Source organism: Mycobacterium sp. ITM-2016-00317 (assembly GCF_002968295.1).
Classification (GTDB): Bacteria; Actinomycetota; Actinomycetes; order Mycobacteriales; family Mycobacteriaceae; genus Mycobacterium.
Window position 1 is genome coordinate 1610166 of sequence record NZ_CP134399.1, and the last position, 25409, is coordinate 1635574.

A 25409-nucleotide genomic window follows, 5' to 3' on the forward strand; every position below is an offset into this window, starting at 1 on the left:
CGCTCACACAGCGTCGGGGTCGGCGAATCCGGGCACCTTCTCCATCGCGATGCGCCGCGTGTCGACGTGCGCGTCGAGCTGGCAGGAGATCGCCACGATCGATGCGATCACCCGCATCGGGATCGCCAGCTTCGGCGGGATGTCCATCTGGCGGGCCGTCTTGATCTGCCCGGCGGCCTTGTCCAGTTCCACCGTGGTCATCCGCTGCAGCCACCGACGGGAGTAGTGGAACATCGGCACTTCCAGCGGTTCGACGTACTGCTTGAGCATGTCGTCGATCTCGCGGGTGGAGACCTGCCGGCCTTTCTGGATGAAGCCGACCTTCTCCATGGTGGGCAGCAGCTTCTCGTAGTTCTTGTCCACCGCGTAGCGCAGGATCTGGCCGAGCTCGATGGGCCAGCCGCCCGGCATCGGGGCGACGGCGCCGAAGTCGATGACGCCCATCTTGTCTCCGGGCATCAGCATGAAGTTGCCGGGGTGGGCGTCGCCGTGCACCATTTCCAGCCGGGTCGGCGCGTCGTCACAGAACTCGAACAGCCGGGTGGCCATCAGGTCGCGCTGTTCCTGGGTGCCCTCGCGGATGATCTGCGACAGCGGGATGCCCTCGATCCATTCCTGGATGACGACCTTCGGTGCGCTGGCCACCACGCGCGGCACCACGAAGTGGGGATCGCCGTCGTAGGCCTTGGCGAACGCGCGCTGGTTGTCGGCCTCCAGGCGGTAGTCCAGTTCCATCTCGGTGCGCTGGATCAACTCGTCGACCACGCCCTGCACATCGGCGCCGGGGGAGAGCTGCTTGAGCACGCCGACCATGCGCTGCATGGTTTTCAGATCGGCGCGCAGCGCCTCGTCGGCGCCGGGGTACTGGATCTTGACCGCGACCTCGCGGCCGTCGGACCAGACCGCCTTGTGCACCTGGCCGATGCTGGCCGAGGCCACCGACTTGTCGTCGAAGGACTGGAACCGGTCCCGCCATTTGGTGCCCAGCTGCTGGTCCAGTACGCGGTGCACCTTGGCGGCGGGCAACGGCGGGGCTTCGCGCTGCAGCTTGGTCAGCGCCTCGCGGTAGGGCTTGCCGTACTGCTCGGGAATGGCGGCTTCCATCACCGACAGGGCCTGGCCGACCTTCATCGCCCCGCCCTTGAGCTCGCCGAGCACGGTGAACAGCTGCTGGGCAGCCTTGTCCATCAGCTCCGCGTTGACCTCGTCTTTCGACCTGCCGGTCAGCCGCTTTCCGAAGCCCAGCGCCGCGCGTCCCGCCATCCCCACGGGCAACGACGCGAGCTTGGCATTGCGCGAGACGCTTCCCCGCTTGATCTCACTCACCAGTCCATCATCCACGAACCGGCGAGACTTCGACCAACTAGTTGGCAACGTCTCGTGTCAGCAACGGCACTCCGGGTGCCTGGACCACCGGCGTGCGGTGACCTCACCCCGGGTAACCTCGAATTCCAGTGTGGTGTCCAGCGTCGCGGGGCTGTCGCTGCGGTCGCCGCGAACTGCGCGCACCACGTGGTCGATCTCGTGCAAGGCCAGCGCGGCGGTGGCGAGCAGCGTGGCCCGGTCCGCGCTGCCCACGGTGCGGCACAGCTGCGCGGCGACGGCCGGCCAGGCGGCGTCGCGGTCGCTGCGGTGCAGGTCGGCGCAACGCAGGCAGCTCGTCGCGCCCGGGATCACCAGCGGGCCGATCAGTCCGGTGCCGTCGCGCACGCGCACGGGTAGGTGCGCGACGTCGGCCTCGTGCAGCAAACGCACTACTCGCGGGTCGGCGACCAGGTAGTCGGCCAGCACGACGAGGTCGACGCGTCCGGTCGACGCGTGGGTTCGGCTGCTCTGGCTGACCCGCACGTTCGAGCACCGCAGCGATGCGGTGAGAAGATCGGTCAGCGGTCCGTCCCCGTGCACCCGCACCGACACCGCACGGGCGCCGGACGGGGTGCTGGTGACGACGCCTGCGTCGACGAGGTGAGCGAGCAGACCTGCGACGACGGGCTCGGGGACGCCCTTGCCGGCGGCGAGCCGCTGCAGTTGGCGGGCGGTCACCGCGCCCTGCAGTGCACGCAGCAGGTCAGCCAGGACCGCGGCGGACAAGCCGGCGGGCGGGTGCACGACGACTGCGCGGCGCGGATCCCACCCGACCTGCACGGTGCCGTCGGGCCGGGACAGTACCGGGGTGGCGGTGCTCAGCGCGTAGCGCGTCATGGATCGACGGTGCCATGCCGCGGCGGCGCCGAGCCGAGTTATCCACAGGCATGGGCCGACGGCCTGTCACGCCTGCCTCACGTGCCTCAGGTATCCGCGGTTTGCAGCGGTTTACTCGCACGTTGTCTGCAGAACGCCGATCACTGTGACCCCCGTGGCCCCTGAACACGACGCCCGACCGGACGTCAGGCCTTGGGCTCGTCGCCCCCGTCGTCGGGACGATCCTCACCCTCTTGGCTGCCTTCGTGACCCAGCGCTTCACCGAACGCCCGCTCTATCGCGCTGTCGATGTCGCTGGTCTCGCCGCCGATCATCCGGTCGATGAATGCGGCGGGCTCGTCGAGGTCCGCAGCGCTGGGCAACAGGTCGGGGTGCTGCCACACGCTGTCGCGGGTGTCGGCGCCGACGGCCTGGGTGAGCTTCTGCCAGAGGTCGGCGGCCTCGCGCATCTTGCGGGGCCGCAGTTCGAGGCCCACCAGGGTCGCGAACGTCTGCTCGGCCGGGCCGCCGGTCGCCCGCCTGCGGCGCAGCATCTCCGACAGCGCGGACGTGCCGGGGATCCGGTCGCCGAGCGCGTCGGACACCACGGTCTGCACCCAGCCCTCGATCAACGCCAGCGTCGTCTCCAACCGCTCCAGCGCGGCGGTCTGCTCCGGGGTGGCCTTCGGCTCGAAGATCCCCTGATTGAGCAGTTGCTCCATCTCCGCCGGGTCGGTCAGCGATGCAGGGTTGAAGCCGCGGGCGAACTCCTCGATGCCGGTCATGTCGATCTTGGTGCCCCGCGCGAACGCCTCGACCGCGTTGAGCAACTGGCCCGACAGCCACGGCACGTGGCTGAACAGCCGGTGGTGGGCGGCCTCGCGGGCGGCCAGGAACGTGACGATCTCGCTGCGCGGCTGCTCCAGCCCCTCGGCCAGCGCCTCCACCGCCTCGGGCATCAGCGCGGCGACTCCCTTGGGGCCCAACGGGAGTCCGATGTCGGTGGAGGTCAGCACCTCTTTGGACAGGGTGCCCAGGGCCTGGCCCAGCTGCGACCCGAACGCCATCCCGCCCATCTGCGACATCATCGCCAGCAGCGGCCCGGCCATCGCCTTGGCCTCCTCGGGCAGCGCCTGCGCCCACACGGTCGAGATCTGCTCGGCCACCGGATCGCACAGCCGCTTCCAGGTGTCCATGGTGTTGTCGAGCCAGTCCGTCGGCGTCCACGCCGCGGACCTGGTGGTGCCCGCGGGCAGCGGGGTGACACCGTCGAGCCAGGTCTCGGCCAGCCGCACCGCGTCGGCGATCGCGGTAGCCGTCTGTTCGGGCACCGGAGCGACGAAACCGATCGAGCTGGACGCAAGTTGACGCGCCAGGTCGTAGTTCACCGGACCGGCGGACTTCCCGCCGGCCATCGACGTGCCTGCGCCGCTGAACATCTCGCCGAGCTTGGAGAAGATCTGGCCAAGCTGCGACATGTCGAACTCACCGCCGGGAAGCGCGCCCCCGAACGGGTCGTCGGGGTTGTTCTTACGTTTGTCGCGGTCGGGGTCGTCTCCGCCGGAGAAGCCGAAAGGCAGGTCAGCCATGCCCCCAACGGTACTCACCCCTGCCGCAGCGTGCGGGTGCCCGGGTCACGCTGAGAGTGAACCGCGGGTGGTCATCGCGGCTCGCCCCCCCCGTGGTCTTCGCGGCTCGCCCCCGGTGGTCTTCGCGGCTCGCCCCCGGTGGTCTTCGCGGCTCGCCGCGGTAGCCGACCTCTACTGTGGGCGGCGTGAACAGGCGGATTTCCACACTCGTCGTCGCGCTGGCCCCCATCCTGATCTTCGGGATGCTGCTGACCGTGGTGACGGTGCCCTACGTCGCGCTCGGTCCGGGACCGACCTTCGACACCCTGGGCGAGGTCGACGGCAAGGACGTCGTGGCCATCGAGGGCGCCGACGTTCACAAGACCTCGGGGCACCTCAACATGACAACGGTGTCCCAGCGCGACGGCCTGACGCTGGGGCAGGCACTGATCTTCTGGGCGTCGGGCCGCGACCAGCTCGTCCCGCGTGAGCTGGTCTATCCGCCGGACAAGACCAGGGAAGAGATCAACGAGGCCAACACCAAGGACTTCCGCCAGTCCGAGGACAGCGCCGAGTACGCCGCGCTGCAGTACCTGAAGTACCCGATGGCCGTCACGGTGGAAAGCGTGGACGACAAGGGCCCGTCGAAGGACAAACTGCAGGCCGGCGATGCGATCGACGCGGTCAACAACACGCCTGTCGCGTCGCTGGAGCAGTTCCAGGAGTTCCTCAAGGGCACGAAGCCGGGGGAGGTGATCACGGTCGACTACCGCCGCAAGAACGCGCCGATGGGCACCGCCGAGATCACGCTGGCCTCGCACCCGGACCGGGAGCAGGGCCTGCTCGGGGTGAACGTGCTCGACGCGCCGTGGGCGCCGTTCATCATCGACTTCAACCTGGCCAACATCGGCGGGCCGTCGGCCGGGTTGATGTTCAGCCTGGCGGTGGTGGACAAGCTGACCACCGGTGACATCAACGGCGGGAAGTTTGTCGCGGGCACCGGCACGATCAGCGGGGACGGCAAGGTCGGTTCGATCGGCGGCATCACGCACAAGATCGTGGCCGCCGAGGATGCGGGGGCCACGGTGTTCCTGGTGCCCGCCGACAACTGTGCGGAGGCCACCACCGTCGACCGCGACGGCATCGAGCTGCTCAAAGTGGACACGCTGGAGACCGCGATCGACGGGTTGCGCACGCTTTCCGCTGGTGGCGAACCTCCACGCTGCTGAAACCGCAGCCTGCGGCCGGTGCGTACAGTAATGGCTGAGTCATCACACCTGACGATCTGCTGAGAATTGCCGAGAGTGGAGTAACGAGTGGGTATGCGGCCGACGGCGAGAATGCCGAAGCTGACGAGACGAAGCAGAGGTCTGATCGCCCTCGCCATTGTGGCCGTGGTGTTGTTGCTGTTGGGCCCCCGGCTCATCGACACCTATGTCGACTGGCTGTGGTTCGGCGAACTCGGCTACCGGTCGGTGTTCACCACCCAGATCGTCACCCGGTTGGTCATCTTCCTCGCGGTGGCGTTGCTCATCGGCGGCGTCGTGTTCGCCGCGATGGCCCTGGCCTACCGCACCCGCCCGGTGTTCGTGCCGACGGCGGGCCCGAACGATCCGATCGCGCGCTACCGCACCGCGGTGATGGCGCGGCTGCGTCTGGTCGGCGTCGGGGTCCCGGTCGCGATCGGTCTGCTGGCCGGCCTGATCGCCCAGAACTACTGGCAGCAGGTGCAGCTGTTCCTGCACGGCGGCAGCTTCGGCGTCGCCGACCCGCAGTTCGGCATCGACCTCGGCTTCTACGCGTTCGACCTGCCGTTCTACCGGCTGGTGCTGACCTACCTGTTCGCCGCGACGTTCCTGGCGTTCCTGGCCAACCTCCTGGGCCATTACCTGTTCGGCGGCATCCGGCTGGCCAGCCGCAACGGCGCGCTGAGCCGGGCCGCCCGCATCCAGCTGATCACGCTGGTCGGCGTCCTGATGCTGCTCAAGGCGGTCGCGTACTGGTTCGACCGCTATGAACTGCTCAGCCACACCCGCGGCGGCAAGCCGTTCACCGGCGCCGGGTACACCGACATCAACGCGGTGCTGCCGGCCAAGCTGATCCTGCTGGCGATCGCCGTCATCTGCGCCGCGGCGGTGTTCTCCGCGATCGTGCTGCGCGACCTGCGGATCCCGGCGATCGGCGTGGTGCTGCTGCTGCTGTCGTCGCTGATCGTCGGTGCGGGCTGGCCGCTGGTGGTCGAACAGATCAGCGTGCGCCCGAACGCCGCCCAGAAGGAGAGCGAGTACATCAGCCGCAGTATCGCCGCCACCCGGCAGGCGTACGGCCTGACCGACGAAGCGGTGGAGTACCGCGACTATCCAGGCAACACCGCCGCGACGGCCCAGCAGGTGGCCGCCGACCGCGCGACCACGTCCAACATCCGGGTGCTGGACCCGAACATCGTCAGCCCGGCGTTCACCCAGTTCCAGCAGGGCAAGAACTTCTACTTCTTCCAAGACCAGCTGAACATGGACCGCTACCGCGACGACGACGGCAACCTGCGTGACTACGTGGTGGCCGCCCGGGAGCTCAATCCGGACCGGCTGATCGACAACCAGCGCGACTGGATCAACCGGCACACGGTCTACACCCACGGCAACGGCTTCATCGCCTCGCCGGCCAACACCGTGCGCGGAATCGCCAACGACCCCAACCAGAACGGCGGCTACCCCGAGTTCCTGGCCAGCGTGGTGGGGCCCAACGGCGAGGTGGTCTCACCCGGCCCGGCGCCGCTGGCCCAGCCGCGCATCTACTTCGGCCCGGTGATCGCCAACACCGCCGCCGACTACGCGATCGTCGGCGAGAACGGCGCGCCGCGCGAGTACGACTACGAGACCAACACCGCCACGCGGAACTACACCTACACCGGAAGCGGTGGCGTGCCGATCGGCAACTGGCTCACCCGCAGCGTGTTCGCCGCGAAGTACGCCGAGCGCAACTTCCTGTTCTCCAACGTGATCGGCGAGGACAGCAAGATCCTGTTCAACCGTGATCCGGCCGACCGCGTGGAGGCCGTCGCGCCGTGGCTGACCACCGACACCGCGGTGTACCCAGCGATCGTCAACGAGCGCATCGTGTGGATCGTCGACGGCTACACCACGCTGGACAACTATCCGTACTCGGAGCTGATGTCGCTGTCGTCGGCCACCACCGACTCGAACGAGGTGGCGCTGAACCGGCTGCAGCCCGACAAGCAGGTGTCCTACATCCGCAACTCGGTCAAGGCCACCGTCGACGCCTACGACGGCACGGTGACCCTGTACGCCCAGGACGAGCAGGACCCGGTGTTGCAGGCGTGGATGAAGGTGTTCCCGGAGACGGTGAAACCCAAGGCGGACATCACCCCCGAGTTGCAGGAGCACCTGCGCTACCCGGAGGACCTGTTCAAGGTGCAGCGCGCGCTGTTGGCCAAGTACCACGTCGACGACCCGGTGACGTTCTTCTCCACCTCGGACTTCTGGGACGTCCCGCTGGATCCGAACCCGACAGCCAGCAGCTACCAGCCGCCGTATTACATCGTCGCCAAAGACCTTGCCGAGAACAACAATTCGGCATCGTTCCAGCTGACCAGCGCGATGAACCGGTTCCGTCGCGACTTCCTGGCGGCCTACATCAGTGCCAGCTCGGATCCCGAGACGTACGGCAAGCTCACGGTGCTGACCATTCCGGGTCAGGTCAACGGTCCCAAGCTGGCGTTCAACGCGATCAGCACCGATACCGCGGTCAGCCAGGACCTCGGTGTGATCGGCCGCGACAACCAGAACCGCATCCGCTGGGGCAACCTGTTGACCCTTCCGATCGGTCAGGGCGGATTGCTCTACGTCGCACCGGTTTACGCTTCACCGGGCGCCAGTGACGCCGCGTCCTCGTACCCGCGTCTGATCCGCGTCGCGATGATGTACAACGACCAGATCGGCTACGGCCCGACGGTGCGTGACGCGTTGACCGACCTGTTCGGCCCCGGCGCGGACGCCACTGCGACAGGGCCTGCGGGGACCGAACCCCCGGCCTCCGGCCAGGCCGCGCAGCAGCGTCCGGATGGCAACAACCCGCCGCCTGCGGCCGCGCCGAACCGGCCCGGTCAGGCACCGGCTCAGCAACAACCGGAGGTGCCGGCCGCGGTGCCGCCGACCGGACCGACGCAACTGTCCGCGGCGAAATCCGCTGCGCTGCAGAATGTGAACTCGGCGCTGGACGCGCTGAGGCAGGCCCAGCAGAGTGGTGACTTCGCCGAGTTCGGCGAGGCGCTGCAACGCCTGGACACCGCGGTGAGCGAATACCAGTCGGCGAACTAGCCGCTCACACCGGTGCGCTATCGGTTGCTCGGGCCACTTCAGGTGGTCCACGGGGGGAGCTCGATCGATGTCGGACCGCGTAAGCAGCGGTCGGTGCTGGCCGCGCTGCTGCTGGCCCAGGGGCGGGTGGTGTCGACCGATCGACTGGCGGCCGCGGCGTGGGGCGACGACGTCCCCGCCAGCGGCATAGCCAGCCTGCAGGTCTACATCTCCAACCTGCGTCGCGCGTTGCGCGGCGGCGGGGACACGCAGATGGCCTCACCGATCGTGCGCCGGCCGCCGGGCTACTACCTCGACGTCGGGCCCGACGACGTGGACCTCGCGGTGTTCACCGCGGGCTACGCGCGAGCCGGCGCGGCGATCGAGGGCGAGCGCTGGGATGAGGCGCTCGCCGAGGCCGACGCCGCGCTGAGCCTGGTCCGCGGCGAGCTGCTCGAAGACCTCGGCGATGCGGACTGGCTGCGCGAGGATTCGGCGCGGGTGGCCGAGATGGCCACGGAATGCCTGTCGAACAAGGTGATCGCGCTGTTGGCGCTCGGTAAGGTGGCGGCCGCGCTGATCGAGGTGGTGCGGCTGCGTGAGCGGGAACCGTTCGCCGACCGCGGCTGCCGACTGCACATGCTGGCCCTCTACCGGGCCGGGCGGACCCCCGAGGCGCTGGAGGTCTACGGCAGGCACGCGCGGATGCTCGACGAGGAGCTGGGCCTGGACCCGGGTCCCGAGCTGCGCGACCTGCACACCGCCGTGCTGCGGCAGGCTCCCGAGCTTGCCGGATGGCCGCGCTCGCCGGAGTGGACCGGCGCGACGGCACTTGCGCAACCGGAGGTGGCGACGGCCGCGCCGGTCTCGATGGAGGTCGGTCCGGACCGCGCGCCGCTGGTCGGCCGGGAGCGCGAGATCGCAAGGGCGGCTGAGGTGTTGAAGCGGGTCGCGGCCGGCGCGACGCGGTGGCTGGTGTTGTCGGGTCCGCCGGGGATCGGCAAGACCAGGCTGGCCGAGGAGATCGCGGGCCTGGTGCACGCCCGGGCCGGCGACACCGCCTGGGTCAGCTGTCCCGACGAACGTGCGACACCGCCGTGGTGGCCGATGCGCCAACTGGTCCGCGCACTGGGCGCCGACGCCGACGAGGTGCTCGAGGTCCGGCGCACACCGATCCCGATACCGCGAGATTCTTTGTCTACGAGCGTGTTCAGTCTCTGCTGGAGTCTGCTCCCCGCCTGCTTGCGGTGGTCGTCGACGACGTCCAGTGGGCCGACACCGCCTCGGCCGCCTGCCTGGCCTACCTTGCCGGCGCGCTGCGGGATCGGCCGATACTGGTCATCGTCACCGTGCGCGACGGCGAGCACACCCCTGAGGTGGCGCGGCTGCTCAGCACCGTGGCCCGCGGCGAGGACAACCGGCACATCGAGGTACCCGCGCTGTCGTCGGCCGATGTCGCGGTGCTCGCCAACGAGGTCGCCGAGGAGACGGTCACCGACGCCGAGGCCGCCGAGCTCGCCGACCGCACCGGCGGAAACCCGTTTTTCGTCTCGGAGTACGCGCGGCTGCCCCGAGCGGAGCGGGCAGGCAACGAGATTCCGCGTGCGGTGCGCTCGGTGCTGGACCGGCGGCTGGCCGCGCTGGATCCGGCGGTGGTGCAGATGCTGCGGGCTGCAGCGGTGATCGGTGACGTGATCGACGCGTCCGCGGTGCCGGTGCTGGCGCAGGCCACCGGTCTGGACCTCGACACCCTGGCCGACCATCTCGACGAGGCCGCCGACGAGCGGATCGTGGTCACCGCTCACGACGGTGCCGGATACGCGTTCGCGCACGGGCTGCTGCGCGACCAACTGCTCGCCGGTATGCCCGCGCTGCGACGACAACGCATGCACGCCAAGGTCGCCGAGGTGCTCGTCGACAGCACCGCGCCGGATGCGCCGACGCGCCGGGCGCAGCACCTCATCGCCGCACAACCGCTCGTCGAGCCGGCCGCCGTCGTTCAGGCATGCCGGCTGGCGGCCGAACAGGCCACCGCGCAATGGAGTTCGGACATCGCAGCGGGGTGGTGGCAGGCCGCGCTGGACGCCTACGACCGGCTGCCTGCGGCCGAACGCAACGACGCCGAGCGGGACGCGCTGACCGTGGAACTGCTGGAGGCGCACTCGCGGGCCGGCCGCGGGCAGTTGGTGCTCGACAGCGTGCAGCGTTATCTCGGTGAGGCGTTACGCACCGGGCGGGCCGCCAGCGCGGGCCGGGTGGCGAGCGCACTGTTGCGCGCCAGCGGCGGATGGCCTTGGCTCGCACCGGGAAACGACGCAAGCGAGCTGCTGGCCCTACTGGGGCGCGCGGCGGCACTGTCGGAGATCGAACCGGCCTCGGCGGCCAGGGTGCTGCCCGCACTGGCGGTCGGGCACTGCTACCACCCGGAGAGCGCGGTCGCCGGGGAGTTGCTGGACCGGGCCGAACGGGTCGCCGAGGAGACCGGGGACATCGACGTGCTGGCCGACGTTCTGGTGGGGCGACTGATCACGTTCTCCGGGGTCGCCACGCTCAGCCATCAGACGCTGCAATGGGTGGAGCGGTTGAACAGCCTGGGCCACAGCAGGTCTCGGGAGGATGCCGTGATCGCCCATTCTGTGGCGTCGATGGCGGCGATGAACCTCGGCGACGTGGCCGGTGCCCGCAACCATGTGGGGGCCGGGATCGCGGGCAGCGAGGAGTTGCAGCTGCCGGTGATGCGCGCCCAGTTGCGGTGGATGGAGGCGGTGCTGGCGATGTGGGTGGGTGACTTCGCCGAGGCGCAGCGCCACCACGCCGTGGCCACCCAGGTGCACGAGCGGACCGAGCTCTACGAGGCCGGCAGCGGGCTGCTGGCCACCGCATCGCTGCTGCGGGACCGGGGCGGACCGGTGGGGGAGGACTGGGCCGGGGTGCACGCTCAGAAGGACTCCGGCGGGCAGGGCATGGTCGGCCTGGTGCGCACCGCGCTGCTGACACTGGAGTCCGGGCCGGAGGCACGGGCCGAGGCGGTCAGGACGCTGCAGAGATCGGCAGGCGGCGAGGGCCGCGCCCACATCTGGACGACCCTGGGCCACCAGGCGCTGCTGGCCCACTTGGCCGCCGACCACGGTCTGCCGGAGTTCACCGAACCGCTGCTGGGGGCTCTGGACCCGTTCCGTGACCGCATCGCGGTGATCGGGCAGGTCGGCATGGCGGGACCGGTGGCGCTGGCCACCGCGCGGCTGCACGCGCTGCGTGGTGATTCTGTGCGGGCACTTGCCGACGTGGCGCTCGCCCGCGACATCGCCGAGCGCACCGGCGGGGTGCCCGCCCTGCTGCGATGTCGCCTGCTGACATGTGAACTCGCCGAACCGTCCCCGGAGCGGGCCGGCGCCGCAGCCGCACTGGCCACCGAGGCGGAGCGGATAGGCATGGCCACGGTGGTGGCCGCAGCACGGCGGCTCGCGAGCGAAGCAGCGCGGTAGCGGCACTGCGCTGCCGTCGCGGGTAGTACTTTCGGGGCCTGTCTCACCTCTGGGCCCTGCACTTGGATCTTTCTTAAATCGCCGGGCAAGCCGTCGCCAAGCCGCCGCGGTGATGCTTGCCGCAGAGTTTCCGAGAAAGGACCCGATGATGCTTCCCGTCGATCTGACGCGCGCCGAGACGCTGCGCGCGCTGGGTGACCAGATCAGCAGCCCGGTGGCACTGCCCGGCGAACCCGGATACGACCGCTGCAGGCCGTGGAACGGGGCGCCGGTGACTCCGGCCGCGGTGGTGCTGGCGAGGTCCGCACACGACGTGGCACGCACCGTAAAGTTCGCTGCGGCGCACGGGATCACGGTCGCGGTGCAGGCCACGGGTCACGGCGCGATCGGGGTGGGTGCGGACACGCTGCTGGTGCTCACCGCCGAATTGGACAGTCTCAGCATCGACACCGCCAACCGCATCGCGCGCCTCGGGGCGGGACTGCGCTGGCAACAGGTGCTCGACGCGGTCACGCCCTTCGGTCTGGCTCCGCCGTGCGGTTCGGCGCCGGGGGTCGGTGTGGTCGGACTGCTCACCGGTGGGGGCGTCGGGCCGCTGGTCCGCAGCATCGGGCTGTGCTCCGACCACGTCCGCAGCTTCGAACTGGTTACTGGAACCGGTGAAATCCTGCACGTGACACCGGAGAAGCACGCCGATCTGTTCTGGGGTCTGCGCGGTGGCAAGTCCACCCTCGGCATCGTCACGGCCGTGGAGATCGACCTGTTGCCGATCACCGAGTTCTACGGCGGCGCAATCTATTTCGATGGCGCCGACGCGGCGGCGGTGTTGCACGCCTGGCGCATCTGGTGCGCCGACCTACCGGAGAGCGTGACGACCTCGGTTGCGTTGCAGCAACTTCCGCCGTTACCGGAGGTGCCGGAACCGCTGGCCGGCCGGTTCAGCGTGTCCGTGCGCTATGCCGCCCTCGGTGACCACGCCGAGGCCGAGCGGCTGCTGGCGCCGATGCGTCAAGTCGCCGACCCGGTCATCGATGCGGTGTCGGTACTGCCGTACGCCGCGATCGGGGCGGTGCACGCCGATCCGGTCGACGCGATGCCCGTGCACGAGGACCACGCGGTGCTGCGCGAGGTGACCGCCGAGACCATTGATGCGCTACTGGAGGTCGCGGGCCCGGACTCCGGCTCGCTGCAGGCCATCGTGGAGTTGCGCCAGCTGGGTGGGGCCATGGCGCGCCCGGCCGCGCACCGCAGCGCGTTCTGCCACCGCGACGCACCGTTCACCCTCGTCACCGTCGGCGTGCTGGCCCCTGAGATCGCTGCTGCGGTGCCCGGGAACGCCGCACAGGTGGTGGCCGCGCTGGAGCCGTGGTCGAGCAGTACGGCGTTCCCCAACTTCGCGCCTGCAGCCGATCAGGCGCGGCTGGCGCGCTGCTACGACGAGGACACCCTGTTCTGGTTGGCCGCGATCGCCGATCGCTACGACCCCGCCGGGGTGTTGATCGCGGGCCAGGTCGCGCGCATCCCCGCCTAGCCCTGCCGCCACCCCTGCCCAACCTCTGTCGCGAGCGTGCGGGTCTGCGGGCGACACGCCGCTGCGGCTCCCGCGAAGGCGCACGCTCGTGGGGCGGGTGCGGGGCCTGAGCAGGCGATTTGGAGCATGTGCAGCCTCCCGGTAACCTTTGTTTTACCCGTCGCGGGGTGGAGCAGCTCGGTAGCTCGCTGGGCTCATAACCCAGAGGTCGCAGGTTCGAATCCTGTCCCCGCTACTAGTTGGAAAGGCCCTCGGAGGTAACTCCGGGGGCCTTTCTCATGGGTTTGTGAACGACCGTGTTCGTGACCGAAACCCTGCCTGATAGGCCACGGCAGCCACGGTCATTTCCACCTGCACAACGGCCTCTCGGTCGCCGTTCTTTGGGGCGTGGGCGGGGATCTGTGCAAGAAGCACGATTGATACCTCTGAGTGCGCCTCAGCGCCGTGCACGCAAGGTGGACGGGTGACACGTCCCAGGGGCGACGTGGGTCCCCGTGTCCGAAGCGCTGCTCGGCGCGAGGGGGTTACCCAGGTTTCAAGGACGGTGCTTTGCAACGGGTGAGCTGCGATGGCGATCGTGTTCAGCGCTGCCAAGAGTTCGTTTCAAGGTTGAGTGCAATAGTTGCGTATTTCGCCGGTCCCGGCAACGATCTCGGCATGACCGACAACACCCCGCCGCGCACTGATACCACTCCGGGACTGGCCGGCCTGTCCGCCGATCTTGACGCCATGGTCGAGAAGCTGGGGGTCAAGTCCGTCCTGGTGATGCGCTCCGAGCCGGACTCGATGGTGGTGGCGGCGACCGCGGGTGAGGCCTCGAAGAGTTACACGGTCGGCGCGGCCGGTAAGAAGGCCGGCGACGACGACAACCGGGTTCCGCTGTACTGCGAGCGGGTGGTCGATACCGACGCCACGCTCTTCGTGCGGGATTCCCGCCAGGATGCGACCTTCGCCGGCAATGAGGATGAGGTCGAGTTCGGGTTGCACAACTACCTCGGACTGGCCGTGCACGGGCCTGACGGCGCGGTGGTGGGAACCGTGTGTGTGCTCGACGACCGAGCCCGCGATTACGCCGACGAGGACCTGGAGGCTCTGCAGGCGTTGCGCGACAACGTCGAACGTGCCGTACGGGAGGATGACTCGGCGTTGGGCGGATAAACGCCCGCCATCTCTACCGGCCGCTCGAGCCTCCTCAGAATCGCGTGCGGTAGCGCAGGCGCGGGAGCTTGTCGACGGTGACGATGCCCGGCGGTGCCGCGATCACATCGGGAATCCGGTTCACGAGCTGGGTGCACGTGGTCGTCTGTGTGGGCACGGTTCCGTTGGACAGGAACAGGTTCGGCTCACCTTCGATGGTCCACTCGTTGATGTCACCTTCGCCGGTCCCGTATACCCGGCCCGACATCTCGAAGACGAAGGCGGGCCCCTCCGCGGTCTCGATCCGGTCGATATCGGTGAATCCAACGACGTCCCCAGGTGCGAGGTCGATGCCGAGCGCATCTGAACGCATTGGCGCGAAGGCGATGTCGGGTCGAGTGGTGGTGCTGATCGAGCTGACGGTCAGGCCGGTGTCGGAGACCAGCGCGTCGAGCACGTTCCGACCGAAGGTCGGAGGGCGCTGCGCACCCCGGACCCACTCCTCGAATTCTGCAACCGTGCGCCCCACCTGCTGAGCCGTCGCCAGCTCGGGACCGAAGTCGTCGACGTTCCAACTCGCCTTGCCGCAGACGGTGTCGATCCGGTGTGCGGTACCCATCAGCAGTGCGACCATGTTCACCCAGAACGTGTCCTGAAATCCCGTTCCGGTCAGCGTCGCCCCCGTGGACTTGGCCAGCGCGTCCAACTCGGCGGCCAGTTCGGGCGAGGTGTCCCACGGGTAGAGCATCTCTTCGGACAAAGTGACGGCGTTGACTCCGTGCTCGGCGCAGATGCGCAGCTGCTCAACGGCATCGGTGAGGTAGCTGTTCACCGCGATCACTGCCACATCCGGTCGGGTCTGCGCGAAAACTGCAGCGGCGTCGCCGCTGACCGTGACGCCGAGCGGACGGCCGAGTCCGATCACGTCGCCGAGGTCCTGTCCGACCTTCTGCGGGCTGCGGGCGATCGCACCGACGATCTCCACCCCCTTGTCGATCAGCATGCCTGCGACGATCGAATTCATCGCGCCGACTCCATACACCACAGCCCGGACACCGGACATCTGCATCGGCCTCGCTCTCGTCAGGAGTTCGGTCGCCGTCGATTCGACCTTGCGGAGATGGTATCGGCGGATGTGCGATGGTGTGCGGTGAAACCGAATGTCCGTGCTGCGAGCGATATTCACGTTCGCTCGGATGACCACAGGCGTTGGTGAGTCTTACCCGCCGGCGACGGCACCGCCCCGGCGCGCACATACGCGGAGAAGAGAAACGCGACAGTAATCTCCTCGAAACCCGCTCATGGTTTCCTCTCATCAGACTCGGTTTCATCCAAAGAGATCAGCTTGGAGGCTCCATGACGAGCATTTCTGCCCCGCCGTTTCTGGTGACATCCGGCTTCTGGGAGAAGCTTCCGCGGATGCCCCTCGAGCAGTATCCGGGCACCGAGGGGTTCATCGACGACGTCTACGCCAACCCCAACGGCGTGCCGATGTCCTCGGGCTACTTCGAACTGCGCAACACCGATGCACCGCTGGACTATTACTACGACTACGACGAGATGAAGGTCGTCCTCGAAGGCGAGTTCCGGCTGGAGAACGTCGACACCGGTCAGGTCGAGATCGCCAGGGCAAAGGACGCGATCTTCTTCCCGAAGGGGTCGCGCATCCTGTTCTCCACGCCGACTCGCGCGCTCGCGTTCTACGTCGGCTACCGGTCGTTCGCGCCCTGAAGCCGCCTGTGCTGGAACGCTTCCGTGTGGCGCCCGGCTCGGTCACCGCGGTCAGGGTGTTCGGCGGCGACCGCCTCGACATCGTCGACCAGTACGGTCGCCAGCCTGCCGAGTTGACGGTGCTCGCCGCCGACCCCGCAGCGATCGCCGATGCCGTGCCCGACACGGCGGCGACCGTGCTGCGCCGTCTCACCCCGGGACCCGACGAGAACGGTTATGCCGCAGCGCGGATCCTGTCGCTGCTCAGCCGGCATCACATCGACCAGCACGCGTCGGTGGCGACCGGATTGTTCGGCGAGCACTCCCGCGCCGGCTCGCGCGCCGGCTTCACCGTCGACGCCGACGCCGTGGTCCTCGTCGCGGCTCCGGCCTCTCCGATGAGCCTCGCCGGTGACGATCCGAACCCGCCGTCGGAGGTGCGCGTCGAGGTGCATCGGGCGGATCCGCACCGGCCCGAACTCCGTGAGCTGCCCGCACCGCTGGCCGAGCCGCTGTTCGACATGCGCATCGACGCCGCGACCGCGTCGTCCTACGAAGTCCAGGCCGGGCAGTTCATCCAGGTCATCGACGTCGCCGGACGCCAGTGCTCGGACTTCCTCGCCTTCGATGCCCGCGAACTCGCCGACGGGAGAGAATTCGGGCTCGACGCCACCACCACCCGCACGATCGGCGGCGGCGCCTACCCGCAGCCCGGGCTGCACGGGAAATTCTTCGACGGCCGCGCCCGGCCCCTCGTCGAGGTGGTCCGCGACACCGTCGGCCGCCACGACACGTTCGCGCTGGCATGCACCGCGAAGTACTACGCCGATCTCGGATACCCGGGCCACGTCAACTGCACCGACAACTTCAATGCCACGCTGTCCCGGTTCGGCGTCACGGCGCGGCAGGGCTGGTCGGCGTTGAACCTGTTCTACAACACCGCATTCGATGCCGACCACCAGCTCATCTCCGACGAGCCGTGGTCGCGCGCGGGTGATTATGTGCTGTTCCGCGCCTGCGCCGACCTGGTGTGCGCGTCGTCGGCCTGCCCCGACGACATCGACGCCGCCAACGGCTGGGAGCCCACCGACATCCACATCCGGGTCTACGACTCCACCAGGAGGTTCTCTGTGGCGGTGGGACACCGGCTGACGCCGGACTCCGAACCCGTGCTGACCAAGGTCACCGCATTCGGTGGGCGCACCTCGGCGTTGACGTCCAATGTCACCGAGTACAAGGGCTATTGGCTGCCCAACAGCTTCGACAACCACGGTCCACACCAGGAGTACTGGGCGTGCCGGGAGCGGGTCGCGGTGATGGACCTGTCCGCACTGCGCAAGTTCGAGGTGCTCGGCCCCGACGCCGAGGCGCTGCTACAAGCCACTCTGACCCGAGATATCCGCAGGCTGGCCCGCGGCCAGGTCGTCTACTCGGCCATGTGCACCGAAGCCGGCGGGGTGGTCGACGACTGCACGGTGCTGCGGCTGGGCGACAACAACTTCCGGTTCATCGGCGGCGATCCGTACGACGGGATCTGGCTGCGCACCCAGGCCGAACGCCTCGGGCTGGACCAGGTGTGGATCAAGGAGTCCACCGACCACATGCACAACATCGCGGTGCAGGGGCCGTCCAGCCGGGATCTGCTGGGCGGGCTCATCTGGACGCCACCTGGGCAGCCGGCGCTGCGCGACCTCGGCTGGTTCCGCTTCCTGATCGGACGTCTCGACGGACCCGATGGTGCGGCCCTTCTGGTGTCCAGGACGGGCTACACCGGAGAACTGGGTTATGAACTGTGGGTGCATCCCGGCGACGCCGAGTCGGTGTGGGACCGGGTCTGGGACGCGGGACTGCCCTACGGGCTCGCCCCGCTGGGTCTGGAAGCCCTGGAGATGCTGCGTATCGAGTCGGGGCTGGTGGCCGCCGACCACGAATTCGACGACCAAATCGACCCGTTCGAGGCCGGCATCGGATTCACCGTGCCGCTGAAGAGTAAGACCGACGACTTCGTCGGCCGCGCCGCCCTGATCGAACGCAAGGCACACCCGCAGCGGATGCTCGTCGGGCTGCGGTTGGACGGCAACGACACCGCCGCACACGGGGACTGCGTACACCTCGGCCGCACCCAGGTCGGGGTGGTCACCAGCGCCACCCGCTCTCCGCTACTGGGTGCCAGCATCGCGTTGTGCCGTCTCGCGGTTCAGCACAGCTCACCCGGCACCCGGGTGGAGATCGGCAAGCTCGACGGCCACCGCAAGCGCATCCCCGCCACGGTCACCACGATCCCGTTCTACGACCCCGACAAGACCCGCCCGCGCTCATGACGTCACCCCGGTCTTGTTCACAGCAAAGGAGAAAACCATGTCCCGAACCGCAGTGATCGGCGCGGGGCCGTGCGGCCTGGCTGCGCTGCACGCCTTCGAGCAGGCCCGCCTCGACGGCGTCGACGTCGGCGAGGTGGTGTGTTTCGAGAAGCAGAGCGACTGGGGCGGTCTGTGGAACTACACCTGGCGCACCGGCCTGGACAGCCACGGAGATCCGGTGCACGGCAGCATGTACCGCTACCTGTGGTCCAACGGACCCAAAGAGTGCCTGGAGTTCTCCGACTACACATTCGACGAACACTTCGGGGGCCCGATCCCGTCGTTCCCGCCGCGCGAGGTGCTCTACGACTACATCACCGGGCGGGCCAAGAAGAGCAATGTCCGCCAGTACATCGCGTTCGACACCGCCGTGCGGCAGGTGAGCTTCGACGACGAGGACCAGACGTTCACCCTCGGACTGGAGTCCTGGGAAACCGGGGAAAGCAGCATGCGCACCGAGACCTTCGACTACGTCATCATCGCCACCGGGCACTTCTCCACCCCGAACGTGCCGGAGTACCCCGGCTTCATGTCATTCCCGGGCCGCATCCTGCACTCCCACGACTTCCGCGACGCCGTCGAGTTCGCCGGAAAAGACCTGCTCATCCTCGGCAGCAGCTATTCGGCCGAAGACATCGCGCTGCAGTCACGCAAATACGGCGCGACGTCGGTCACCATTTCCTACCGCAATTCCCCGATGGGGTTCGGCTGGCCGGACGGCATCGCCGAAGTGCCCGCGCTGCAGCACGTGGACGGTCGCACCGCCCATTTCGTCGACGGCACCACCCGCGACGTCGACGCGATCATCTTGTGCACGGGCTACCAGCATCACTTCCCGTTCCTCGACGCCGAGCTGCGGCTGACCACCACCAACAACCTCTACCCGGGCGGGCTGTACAAGGGCGTGGTGTGGACGGCGAACCCGAAGCTCATCTACCTCGGCATGCAGGACCAGTACTACACCTTCAACATGTTCGACGCGCAGGCGTTCGTCGCGCGCGACGTGGTGCTCGGCCGGCTGCCGTTGCCCGACCCCGACGCGATGGCCGCGGACATCGACGCGTGGCTGGCCAAGTATGCGGAGGTGTCGGGAGTCATGGAGCACATCGACTTTCAGACCGACTACGTGCGGGACCTGATGTCGCTGACCGACTACTCGGCGTTCGACCTGGACCTTGTGCGGGAGCACTTCGTGACCTGGGAACACGACAAGGACGCCAGCATCACCGGCTACCGCGACAAGTCGTTCGCTTCGCCGTGTACCGGGACCGTCGGCCCCCGGCCCCACACCACGTGGTGGGACGAGCTCGACGACAGCCTGGCCCGCTTCCTCAAGCGCTGACATCGCGCAGGTGCGTGGAGATCAGTGGCCTGCGACCACATCGGCTTCGTCGACCTCCACCGGGTCCTTGGCCCCAGGCAGGAACGAGAAAGCGACGCAGACGATTCCGAAGAACAGGTATCCGAGTGCGACTTGCGGGTTCGCCGCCCAGGCGACTTCGGGTGCGTGGATCAGTCCGATGAAGGACAGCACCGCGCCCACCGCGGAGGCCAGCGCGGCGTAGAGGAACTTCTTCTCCAGGATGAAGGTCACCATCGTGCCCAGGATCAGGCCGACGAGAACCGCGCCTTCACCGAGCGTCTTCAGGCCTTCGTACACGACGCCTGCACCGTTGAGCGCTTCCATCGTGACTTCGGACGCTGAGGTCCCTGCCGCGTTGAGTGCGTTGTCGACCAGACCGTGGGCCCATTGGGCCAGGTTGGGCAGGATGGCCGCGACCACGGCGACCGCATGCAGCCGCGGAACCGCCTGGAACGCCTGCGCACCGATCAGCAGGCCGATGTAAAGCAGGATCGGCACGATCGCCGGGACGGGCAACAGCGCGGCCAGTACGCCGAAAAGTCCGACGAAGCAGAAGATCCCGATCACCACGCCGCTGGCCAACGAGTAACCGGCACGGCCGCCCGCGTCCTTCCAGCCGGGGTGCCCGATGTAGACCGCGGGCGGGAAAGGCGATCCGAACGCCGAACCGATCACCGCGCCCGCGCCGTCGGCGAGCAGCACGCTGCGCAGGTTGTAGTTGTCGCCGGCGGCCGCGGCACTCTCGACGTTGCTCATCGCCTCGGTGAAGTTGTACACACCGAGCGGGATGGCGGTCCCGAGCAGCGGCGCGAGATCGGAGAGGCCGCGCAACAGCATGTCGAGACGCAGATCCGGGATACCGATGGCGATGTCGCTGACGGCCTGGCCGACGTCGGGTGCGGACATGTAGCCGCCCGCCCAGCCGATCGCGGTGCCGACCAGCAGCGCCACCAGGCCGATCGGAATGCCGCCGGGGAGCCTGACATTGGTGAAGAACCCGATCAGGATGATGGCCAGCACCGGGAGGCCGATCCAGGCGACCTCCCACATCTGGGCGGCCGGCCGCATGGAGATGAAGGTGATCGATATTCCGGCCAACGTGCCCAGCATCGCAGCACGGGGGGTGAGCTTGCGGATGTAGGGACCGACGAACGCCCCGATCATCACGATGATGCCGATCAGGAACGCCCATGCCAGCCCCGCTTGCCACGCCTGCAGCGGATCGTCGGTGGCGAGGTACACGGGCAGCATGACAACGAACACCACGATGAACATGTGCGGCACGCTGGGGCCGTAGGGCAGCGCGGTGACGTCGGACCTGTTCTCCCGTCGGGCGAGTCGTCGGGCCAGGAACGTGTAGTACAGGTTGCCGGCGACCAGTGCGACCCCGAGTGCCGGCAGGACGGTGCCGAGAACGTCGTCGGCAGGTACGGCGATCACGCCGATCATCAACCCTGTCAGCGTGAGGACGTTGACCAGGATGTTGAATCCGAGGCCGAAGAACGCGTTGGTGTCGCCGCGGGTCCACCACGGTAGGCCCGGTCCCGTGGCGGTCCGTGGTTCGACCGGATCCGCGGTCGGGTTCGTCACATCAGTGCTCATGGTGCCCCTTCAGGCTGCTGTGGTGGTGAGTTCGGTCATCGCCGGGATCACCGCGGCGCTGTCGGCCACCCATCCGAAGATGCCGCCCTGCGCCTTGATCATCTCCAGGCCGACACGTTGGAATTCGGGGAAATAGGATCCGACACAGTCGGATACGACGAGGCACTCGTAGCCGCGGTCGTTGGCCTCGCGAGTCGTCGTGTGAACGCACACCTCGGTGGTGACGCCGGTGATCAGCAACTGGGTGATGCCGGCCTCGGTGAGCACGTCCGACAGCGGGGTGGCGTAGAACGCGCCCTTGCCGGGCTTGTCGATGACGACCTCACCGTCGACCGGGGCGAGTTCGTCGACGATGTCGTGGCCGTACTCCCCGCGGATCAGGATGCGCCCGTACTTACCCGCATCGCCGATCCGCTTCGACGGCGCACCGCGAGTGAGTTTGGCAGGCGGGCAGTCGGACAGATCCGGTTGGTGTCCTTCCCTGGTGTGGATGACCGCGATACCCGCCGCCCTGGCCGCCGCGATCAAAGCCGCGAGGGGCGGAACGACTTTGAGTAGTTGGTGCACGTCGTTGCCCAGGCTCTCGCCGAACCCGCCGGGGAGGAGGAAGTCGCGTTGCATGTCGATGACGATCAACGCCGTCTTGCCCGCGACGAGCGCAAAGGGCGACGGTTCGGCCGGACCTCGACGGTGGTGTTCACAGGCGCTCCTCGGCGGTGATCGAGTGGACGGTTGAGGTCGGGCCCGGGTGCGGGGAACGGGGCTCGTCCATGATCTGCGCGGCGAGCTGCAGCACGAGGTCGTCGCTGAGGGAGCTGCCGAGCAGCATTGCGCTGCAGGGCTTTCCGCCTGCGGTGACGCCGACGGGGATGGCGGCCCCCAGCAGGTCGAGCAGGTTGCCGAAGTGCGTGTAGTGACCGAGCATGGTGTTGCAGTCGATGGGCGCGGCCAGGACCTCGTCGACGGTGAACGTGGTGCCGATGGTGGGCACCACGAGGACGTCCATGTGCTTCCACAGCCTGCCGACGACGGCCTTGAGCTCTTGAAGCCTCTGCAACGCGGCGAAAGCATCGACGGCGCTGTACCGGTGGCCGCCCTCGAAGATCTCGCGCACCACGGGGTGGATCGAATCCGGTTGGGCCGCCAGGAAATCACCGAACTCGACCAGCCGCTCGGCGACCCAGGGGCCCTGGTACAGCAGCGATCCGGCAGCCAGGAACGGCTCGAGCGAGACATCGACGATGGTGTGGGTTCTGCCGAGTTGCTCGCGGAACGCCAGATGTGCCGACCGCATGTCCTCGTCGCCGAAGAACTCCAGCTCCGATTCGGGTGGCAGGCCGACGCGGATCGGTCCGCCGGAGAAGCGGGGTCCACGGTCGCGGGACCACGGATCGGCGTCGTCCCGACCCACCATGACGTCGAGCACGCGGGCGACGTCGTCGATGGATCCTGCCATCACGCTGAGGCAGTCCAGTGACTTGCACGCGGGTACCAGGCCGACGGTGCTGATCAAACCGCGAGATGGCTTGAATCCCACGACCCCGTTGAGCGCGGCCGGACCCGGCCCGATCCGGCGGTGTCGGTGGCGACGGCGAAGGGCACTTGGCCGAGCGCGACGGCGAGTGCCGAGCCGGAGCTGGAACCACCGGAGATCGTGTCGCCGCCGTACACGCTGCGCGGGATGGTGTGCGGTGTGCGGGTGCCGTTCAGGCCGGTGGCGAACTGGTCGAGGTTCGTTTTGCCGACGTACAGCGCCCCGGCGTCCAGTAACCGCTGCACGGCGGGGGCGGTCGCGGAGGCGAGGTACGCGTAGTCGGGGCAGCTCAGCGTCGTCTGGTGGCCTGCGACGTCGATGCTGTCCTTGACGCCGAACGGCACACCGTACAACGGCAGCGTGCGGGCGCCGGGCCGCCGTTCGATCGCCTCGGCGGCGGCGATCAGCTCAGCGCGGGGGACCGTCGACAGCCAGGTGCCGTCATCACCCCGGGCCGTGATCGCGTCGGCGACGCGGGCCGCGGTCTTGGCCGGTGAACCCGTGCCCGCGGCATGCGACGCGAGGATCTCGGCCACGGAGGGCCCGAGGGAGGGTCCGTGGAGTTGGTCACCCATATCTGTCGAGTGTCGGCAGATTAGTGGCGGATGCGGGTCATTCGTGTGTCGATCGTGTTATTGCTCGCTGTGGGGCCTGATCAGGACTCAGGCAGTTCTGGTGACCGTCGTTGCGAATGAACACGACGACCGTCACCAGCGGCATAGAGGACGGTGCAGTCCGCGGCCGGAATCACGAGATGCCGAAGTCCTTGATCTTTCGATAGATCGTGGCACGGGACATCCCCAACGCCTCAGCGGCCATGGCCTTGTCGCCGTCGTTCTCCGAGAGGCTGCGGACGATGGCGTCGCGTTCCATCGCCTCGAGGCGGCTGAGTTTGCGGCGGGTTATCGATCGGCACTCGTCGGGCAGTTTGTCGATGCCGATCACGCCCGATCGTTGGCGGGTAATGGTTTCGGCCAGCACGCTACGCAACTGTGCGACGTTGCCGGGCCAGGGCAGCTTGCTCAGCTGGCGCATGGCTTCGCCGCTCATCCGAGCCCCACCGCGGGTCAACTCCTGCAGCAACATCGGCACGAGTTCCTCCAAGTCGTCGATCCTGTGGCGCAGGGCCGGAACCGTGACGGTGTGGGTGAAGAAGGGGAGGATGAGCGTGTCGACGAGCGGTGAGTTTCGTTCGGTACTGGTCGTAGCGGCAACCCAGCCCCGCCCTGCGCAGCTCTGCATTGCGGCGGCGAGCGGCTCGAGAGCGGCTTCGTCGATCTCATCGACGTTGGCGACGACGACCGCGAAGTCTGCCACGTCAGTCTCCGCCTCGAAGGCGGATACGAACGCGTCTGCAGTGTCGAAGGACTCGGCACGCAGGACGGTCGCGCGCCGCCCGGGGGTGACGAATCGTACGACGGCTTGACCGATGCGCGTGCGACCCGAGCCGCGTTCGCCTTCGATGACCACCCATTCCCGGTCGCAGTAGCAGCGTTCCACCTGCTGGCAACTGCGCCGGAACGAACTACTGCGCCCGGCCACGCCGGGTATCGCGCGGACTCCGCGGGCCGGGACGCTCTCGGCGACGTGCAGTGACACGTGAAATACCACGCCGCCGCAGTGGACGCCGACCGAGACTCGTTCTGCTACCGATACTTTGATTGATGTCCCACTGGGCAAGGTGGTCACCGCGGTCGACGTGATCGATGTCTGTGTCAGCTCGGCGGCATGGTCGAGTAGTACCGTCTGGTCGGCGGCGTCCAGTGCCTGCCGCAGGTACGGGTTCATCAGAACGACTTCGCCGCCGATCGCCAGCACCCCGGCAGGGTAGCGGCGACTCTGCTTGAGGTAGGCGTCGAGGATCGCCGTTTCGGTCTCGTTGGTCATCGCGCGAATTCGGTCCTCGATCTGACTGCCTGCGCTCTTCGCGAGGACGAACAGCAGCGGATCGGCTTGCTGAACCCAGCACGTCAGATCGATGACCCCCACTACTCGTCGGGTGATCGGGTCGCGGATGGGCGACCCAGCGCAGGCGAGCTGCCCCAAGGTGCCCACGTAGTGCTCGCTGCCCCGGATGAAGGCCGGCTGCCCGGTTTCGAGAGCAGTGCCGATGCCATTGGTGCCGGCGAACTCCTCGGCGTAGCTGTACCCCCGGGCAAGGCGGACGTCGTCGAGCGTTCGTTCCATTTCGCGATTCGCGGCGATCCGATCCAGCACCAGACCGTCGGCTGACGTCAGCACGACACTCACCGCTTGTTCGGAGAGGTCGTCGGCGATCCGGCGAAGCACCGGCGCAGCCGCATGCGCCAGAGGAGTGTCGGTGTCGGGGTCTCGCAGGTAGGGGAGCTCAACACGGTCGGGATGGACGTGCAGCTCGCGGGACCGGCGCCACGAATTGAGGACGTGAGGGTTGACGGCGTCGGCACTCAACGCGCCGGCGAGGAACTGCTCCCGCGCGCGACGGGCGCCAATGGATACGTCTTCATCTTTGACCACGGCGGCTGTACCTCGGTCCGACGGTTCTCTACCGGCAGCTTAGGCACTTCTGGGCATCGGGATGTCTCAATTTGAGAATGGCGGCGTCCGCGCGCCCCACGGGTACCGAAAGACATCGCGTGCTTG

Annotated in this window: 14 protein-coding genes, 1 tRNA gene and 2 pseudogenes; 9 read left to right on the top strand and 8 right to left on the bottom strand. The window is 68.1% G+C overall.

Annotation, left to right across the window (positions count from 1 at the left end; genetic code table 11):
• Positions 1-3 precede the first annotated feature (3 nt).
• The 3 genes from C6A87_RS07715 to C6A87_RS07725 all read right to left on the bottom strand — a co-directional run bounded on the left by C6A87_RS07715 (position 4) and on the right by C6A87_RS07725 (position 3770).
• Positions 4-1341 carry an AarF/UbiB family protein gene (locus tag C6A87_RS07715; RefSeq protein WP_311116698.1) on the bottom strand — a complete coding sequence of 446 codons (1338 nt, stop codon included), beginning with the start codon at positions 1339-1341 and terminating at the stop codon, positions 4-6.
• 42 nt (positions 1342-1383) lie between these two features.
• Positions 1384-2202 (bottom strand): cyclodehydratase, encoded by an 819-nt coding sequence (locus tag C6A87_RS07720; protein ID WP_311116699.1) that lies wholly within the window; start codon positions 2200-2202, stop codon positions 1384-1386.
• 185 nt (positions 2203-2387) lie between these two features.
• Positions 2388-3770: a zinc-dependent metalloprotease gene (locus C6A87_RS07725; RefSeq protein ID WP_311116700.1), complete on the bottom strand. Its 1383-nt coding sequence runs from the start codon at positions 3768-3770 to the stop codon at positions 2388-2390.
• 185 nt (positions 3771-3955) lie between these two features.
• Here C6A87_RS07725 and C6A87_RS07730 point away from each other — a divergent pair, with 185 nt between their 5' ends.
• The 6 genes and pseudogenes from C6A87_RS07730 (at position 3956) to C6A87_RS07755 (ending at position 14239) form a co-directional block, all read left to right on the top strand.
• Complete coding sequence (locus C6A87_RS07730; protein ID WP_311116701.1) at positions 3956-4978, top strand: PDZ domain-containing protein; 1023 nt, start codon at positions 3956-3958, stop codon at positions 4976-4978.
• An 87-nt stretch (positions 4979-5065) separates the two neighbouring features.
• On the top strand, positions 5066-8086 hold the full coding sequence (locus tag C6A87_RS07735; RefSeq protein ID WP_311116702.1) for a UPF0182 family protein: 3021 nt from the start codon (positions 5066-5068) through the stop codon (positions 8084-8086).
• Between the two features lie 12 nt (positions 8087-8098).
• Positions 8099-11550, top strand: a pseudogene (locus C6A87_RS07740) (BTAD domain-containing putative transcriptional regulator).
• 145 nt (positions 11551-11695) lie between these two features.
• Complete coding sequence (locus C6A87_RS07745; RefSeq protein WP_311116703.1) at positions 11696-13081, top strand: FAD-binding oxidoreductase; 1386 nt, start codon at positions 11696-11698, stop codon at positions 13079-13081.
• Positions 13082-13242: 161 nt separating this feature from the next.
• Positions 13243-13316: transfer RNA gene (locus tag C6A87_RS07750), tRNA-Met, on the top strand.
• 422 nt (positions 13317-13738) lie between these two features.
• Positions 13739-14239, top strand: a complete 501-nt coding sequence (locus tag C6A87_RS07755) for a GAF domain-containing protein (RefSeq protein WP_311116704.1) — start codon at positions 13739-13741, stop codon at positions 14237-14239.
• 34 nt (positions 14240-14273) lie between these two features.
• On the opposite strand, the gene C6A87_RS07760 is transcribed toward C6A87_RS07755, so the two are convergent.
• Positions 14274-15242 (bottom strand): dihydrodipicolinate reductase, encoded by a 969-nt coding sequence (locus C6A87_RS07760; RefSeq protein WP_311116705.1) that lies wholly within the window; start codon positions 15240-15242, stop codon positions 14274-14276.
• 332 nt (positions 15243-15574) lie between these two features.
• On the opposite strand from C6A87_RS07760, the gene C6A87_RS07765 reads away from it, so the two are divergent.
• Genes C6A87_RS07765 through C6A87_RS07775 form a run of 3 tightly spaced genes read left to right on the top strand, consistent with a single transcriptional unit; the run spans position 15575 to position 19630 of the window.
• Positions 15575-15949 carry an ethanolamine utilization protein gene (locus C6A87_RS07765; protein ID WP_311116706.1) on the top strand — a complete coding sequence of 125 codons (375 nt, stop codon included), beginning with the start codon at positions 15575-15577 and terminating at the stop codon, positions 15947-15949.
• An 8-nt stretch (positions 15950-15957) separates the two neighbouring features.
• Positions 15958-18249 (top strand): DUF1989 domain-containing protein, encoded by a 2292-nt coding sequence (locus C6A87_RS07770; protein WP_311116707.1) that lies wholly within the window; start codon positions 15958-15960, stop codon positions 18247-18249.
• A 37-nt stretch (positions 18250-18286) separates the two neighbouring features.
• Positions 18287-19630, top strand: coding sequence for an NAD(P)/FAD-dependent oxidoreductase (locus tag C6A87_RS07775; protein ID WP_311116708.1), 1344 nt, complete (start codon positions 18287-18289; stop codon positions 19628-19630).
• Positions 19631-19651: 21 nt separating this feature from the next.
• On the opposite strand, the gene C6A87_RS07780 is transcribed toward C6A87_RS07775, so the two are convergent.
• The 4 genes and pseudogenes from C6A87_RS07780 to C6A87_RS07795 form a co-directional block, all read right to left on the bottom strand.
• A complete protein-coding gene (locus C6A87_RS07780; RefSeq protein WP_311116709.1) occupies positions 19652-21253 on the bottom strand; it encodes a regulator in 1602 nt (533 codons plus the stop codon).
• Between the two features lie 9 nt (positions 21254-21262).
• Positions 21263-21874: a cysteine hydrolase family protein gene (locus C6A87_RS07785; RefSeq protein WP_396837022.1), complete on the bottom strand. Its 612-nt coding sequence runs from the start codon at positions 21872-21874 to the stop codon at positions 21263-21265.
• A 76-nt stretch (positions 21875-21950) separates the two neighbouring features.
• Positions 21951-23362 (bottom strand): annotated as a pseudogene (locus tag C6A87_RS07790) (allophanate hydrolase).
• A 172-nt stretch (positions 23363-23534) separates the two neighbouring features.
• Positions 23535-25283 (bottom strand): helix-turn-helix domain-containing protein, encoded by a 1749-nt coding sequence (locus C6A87_RS07795; RefSeq protein WP_311116710.1) that lies wholly within the window; start codon positions 25281-25283, stop codon positions 23535-23537.
• Positions 25284-25409: the final 126 nt, after the last annotated feature.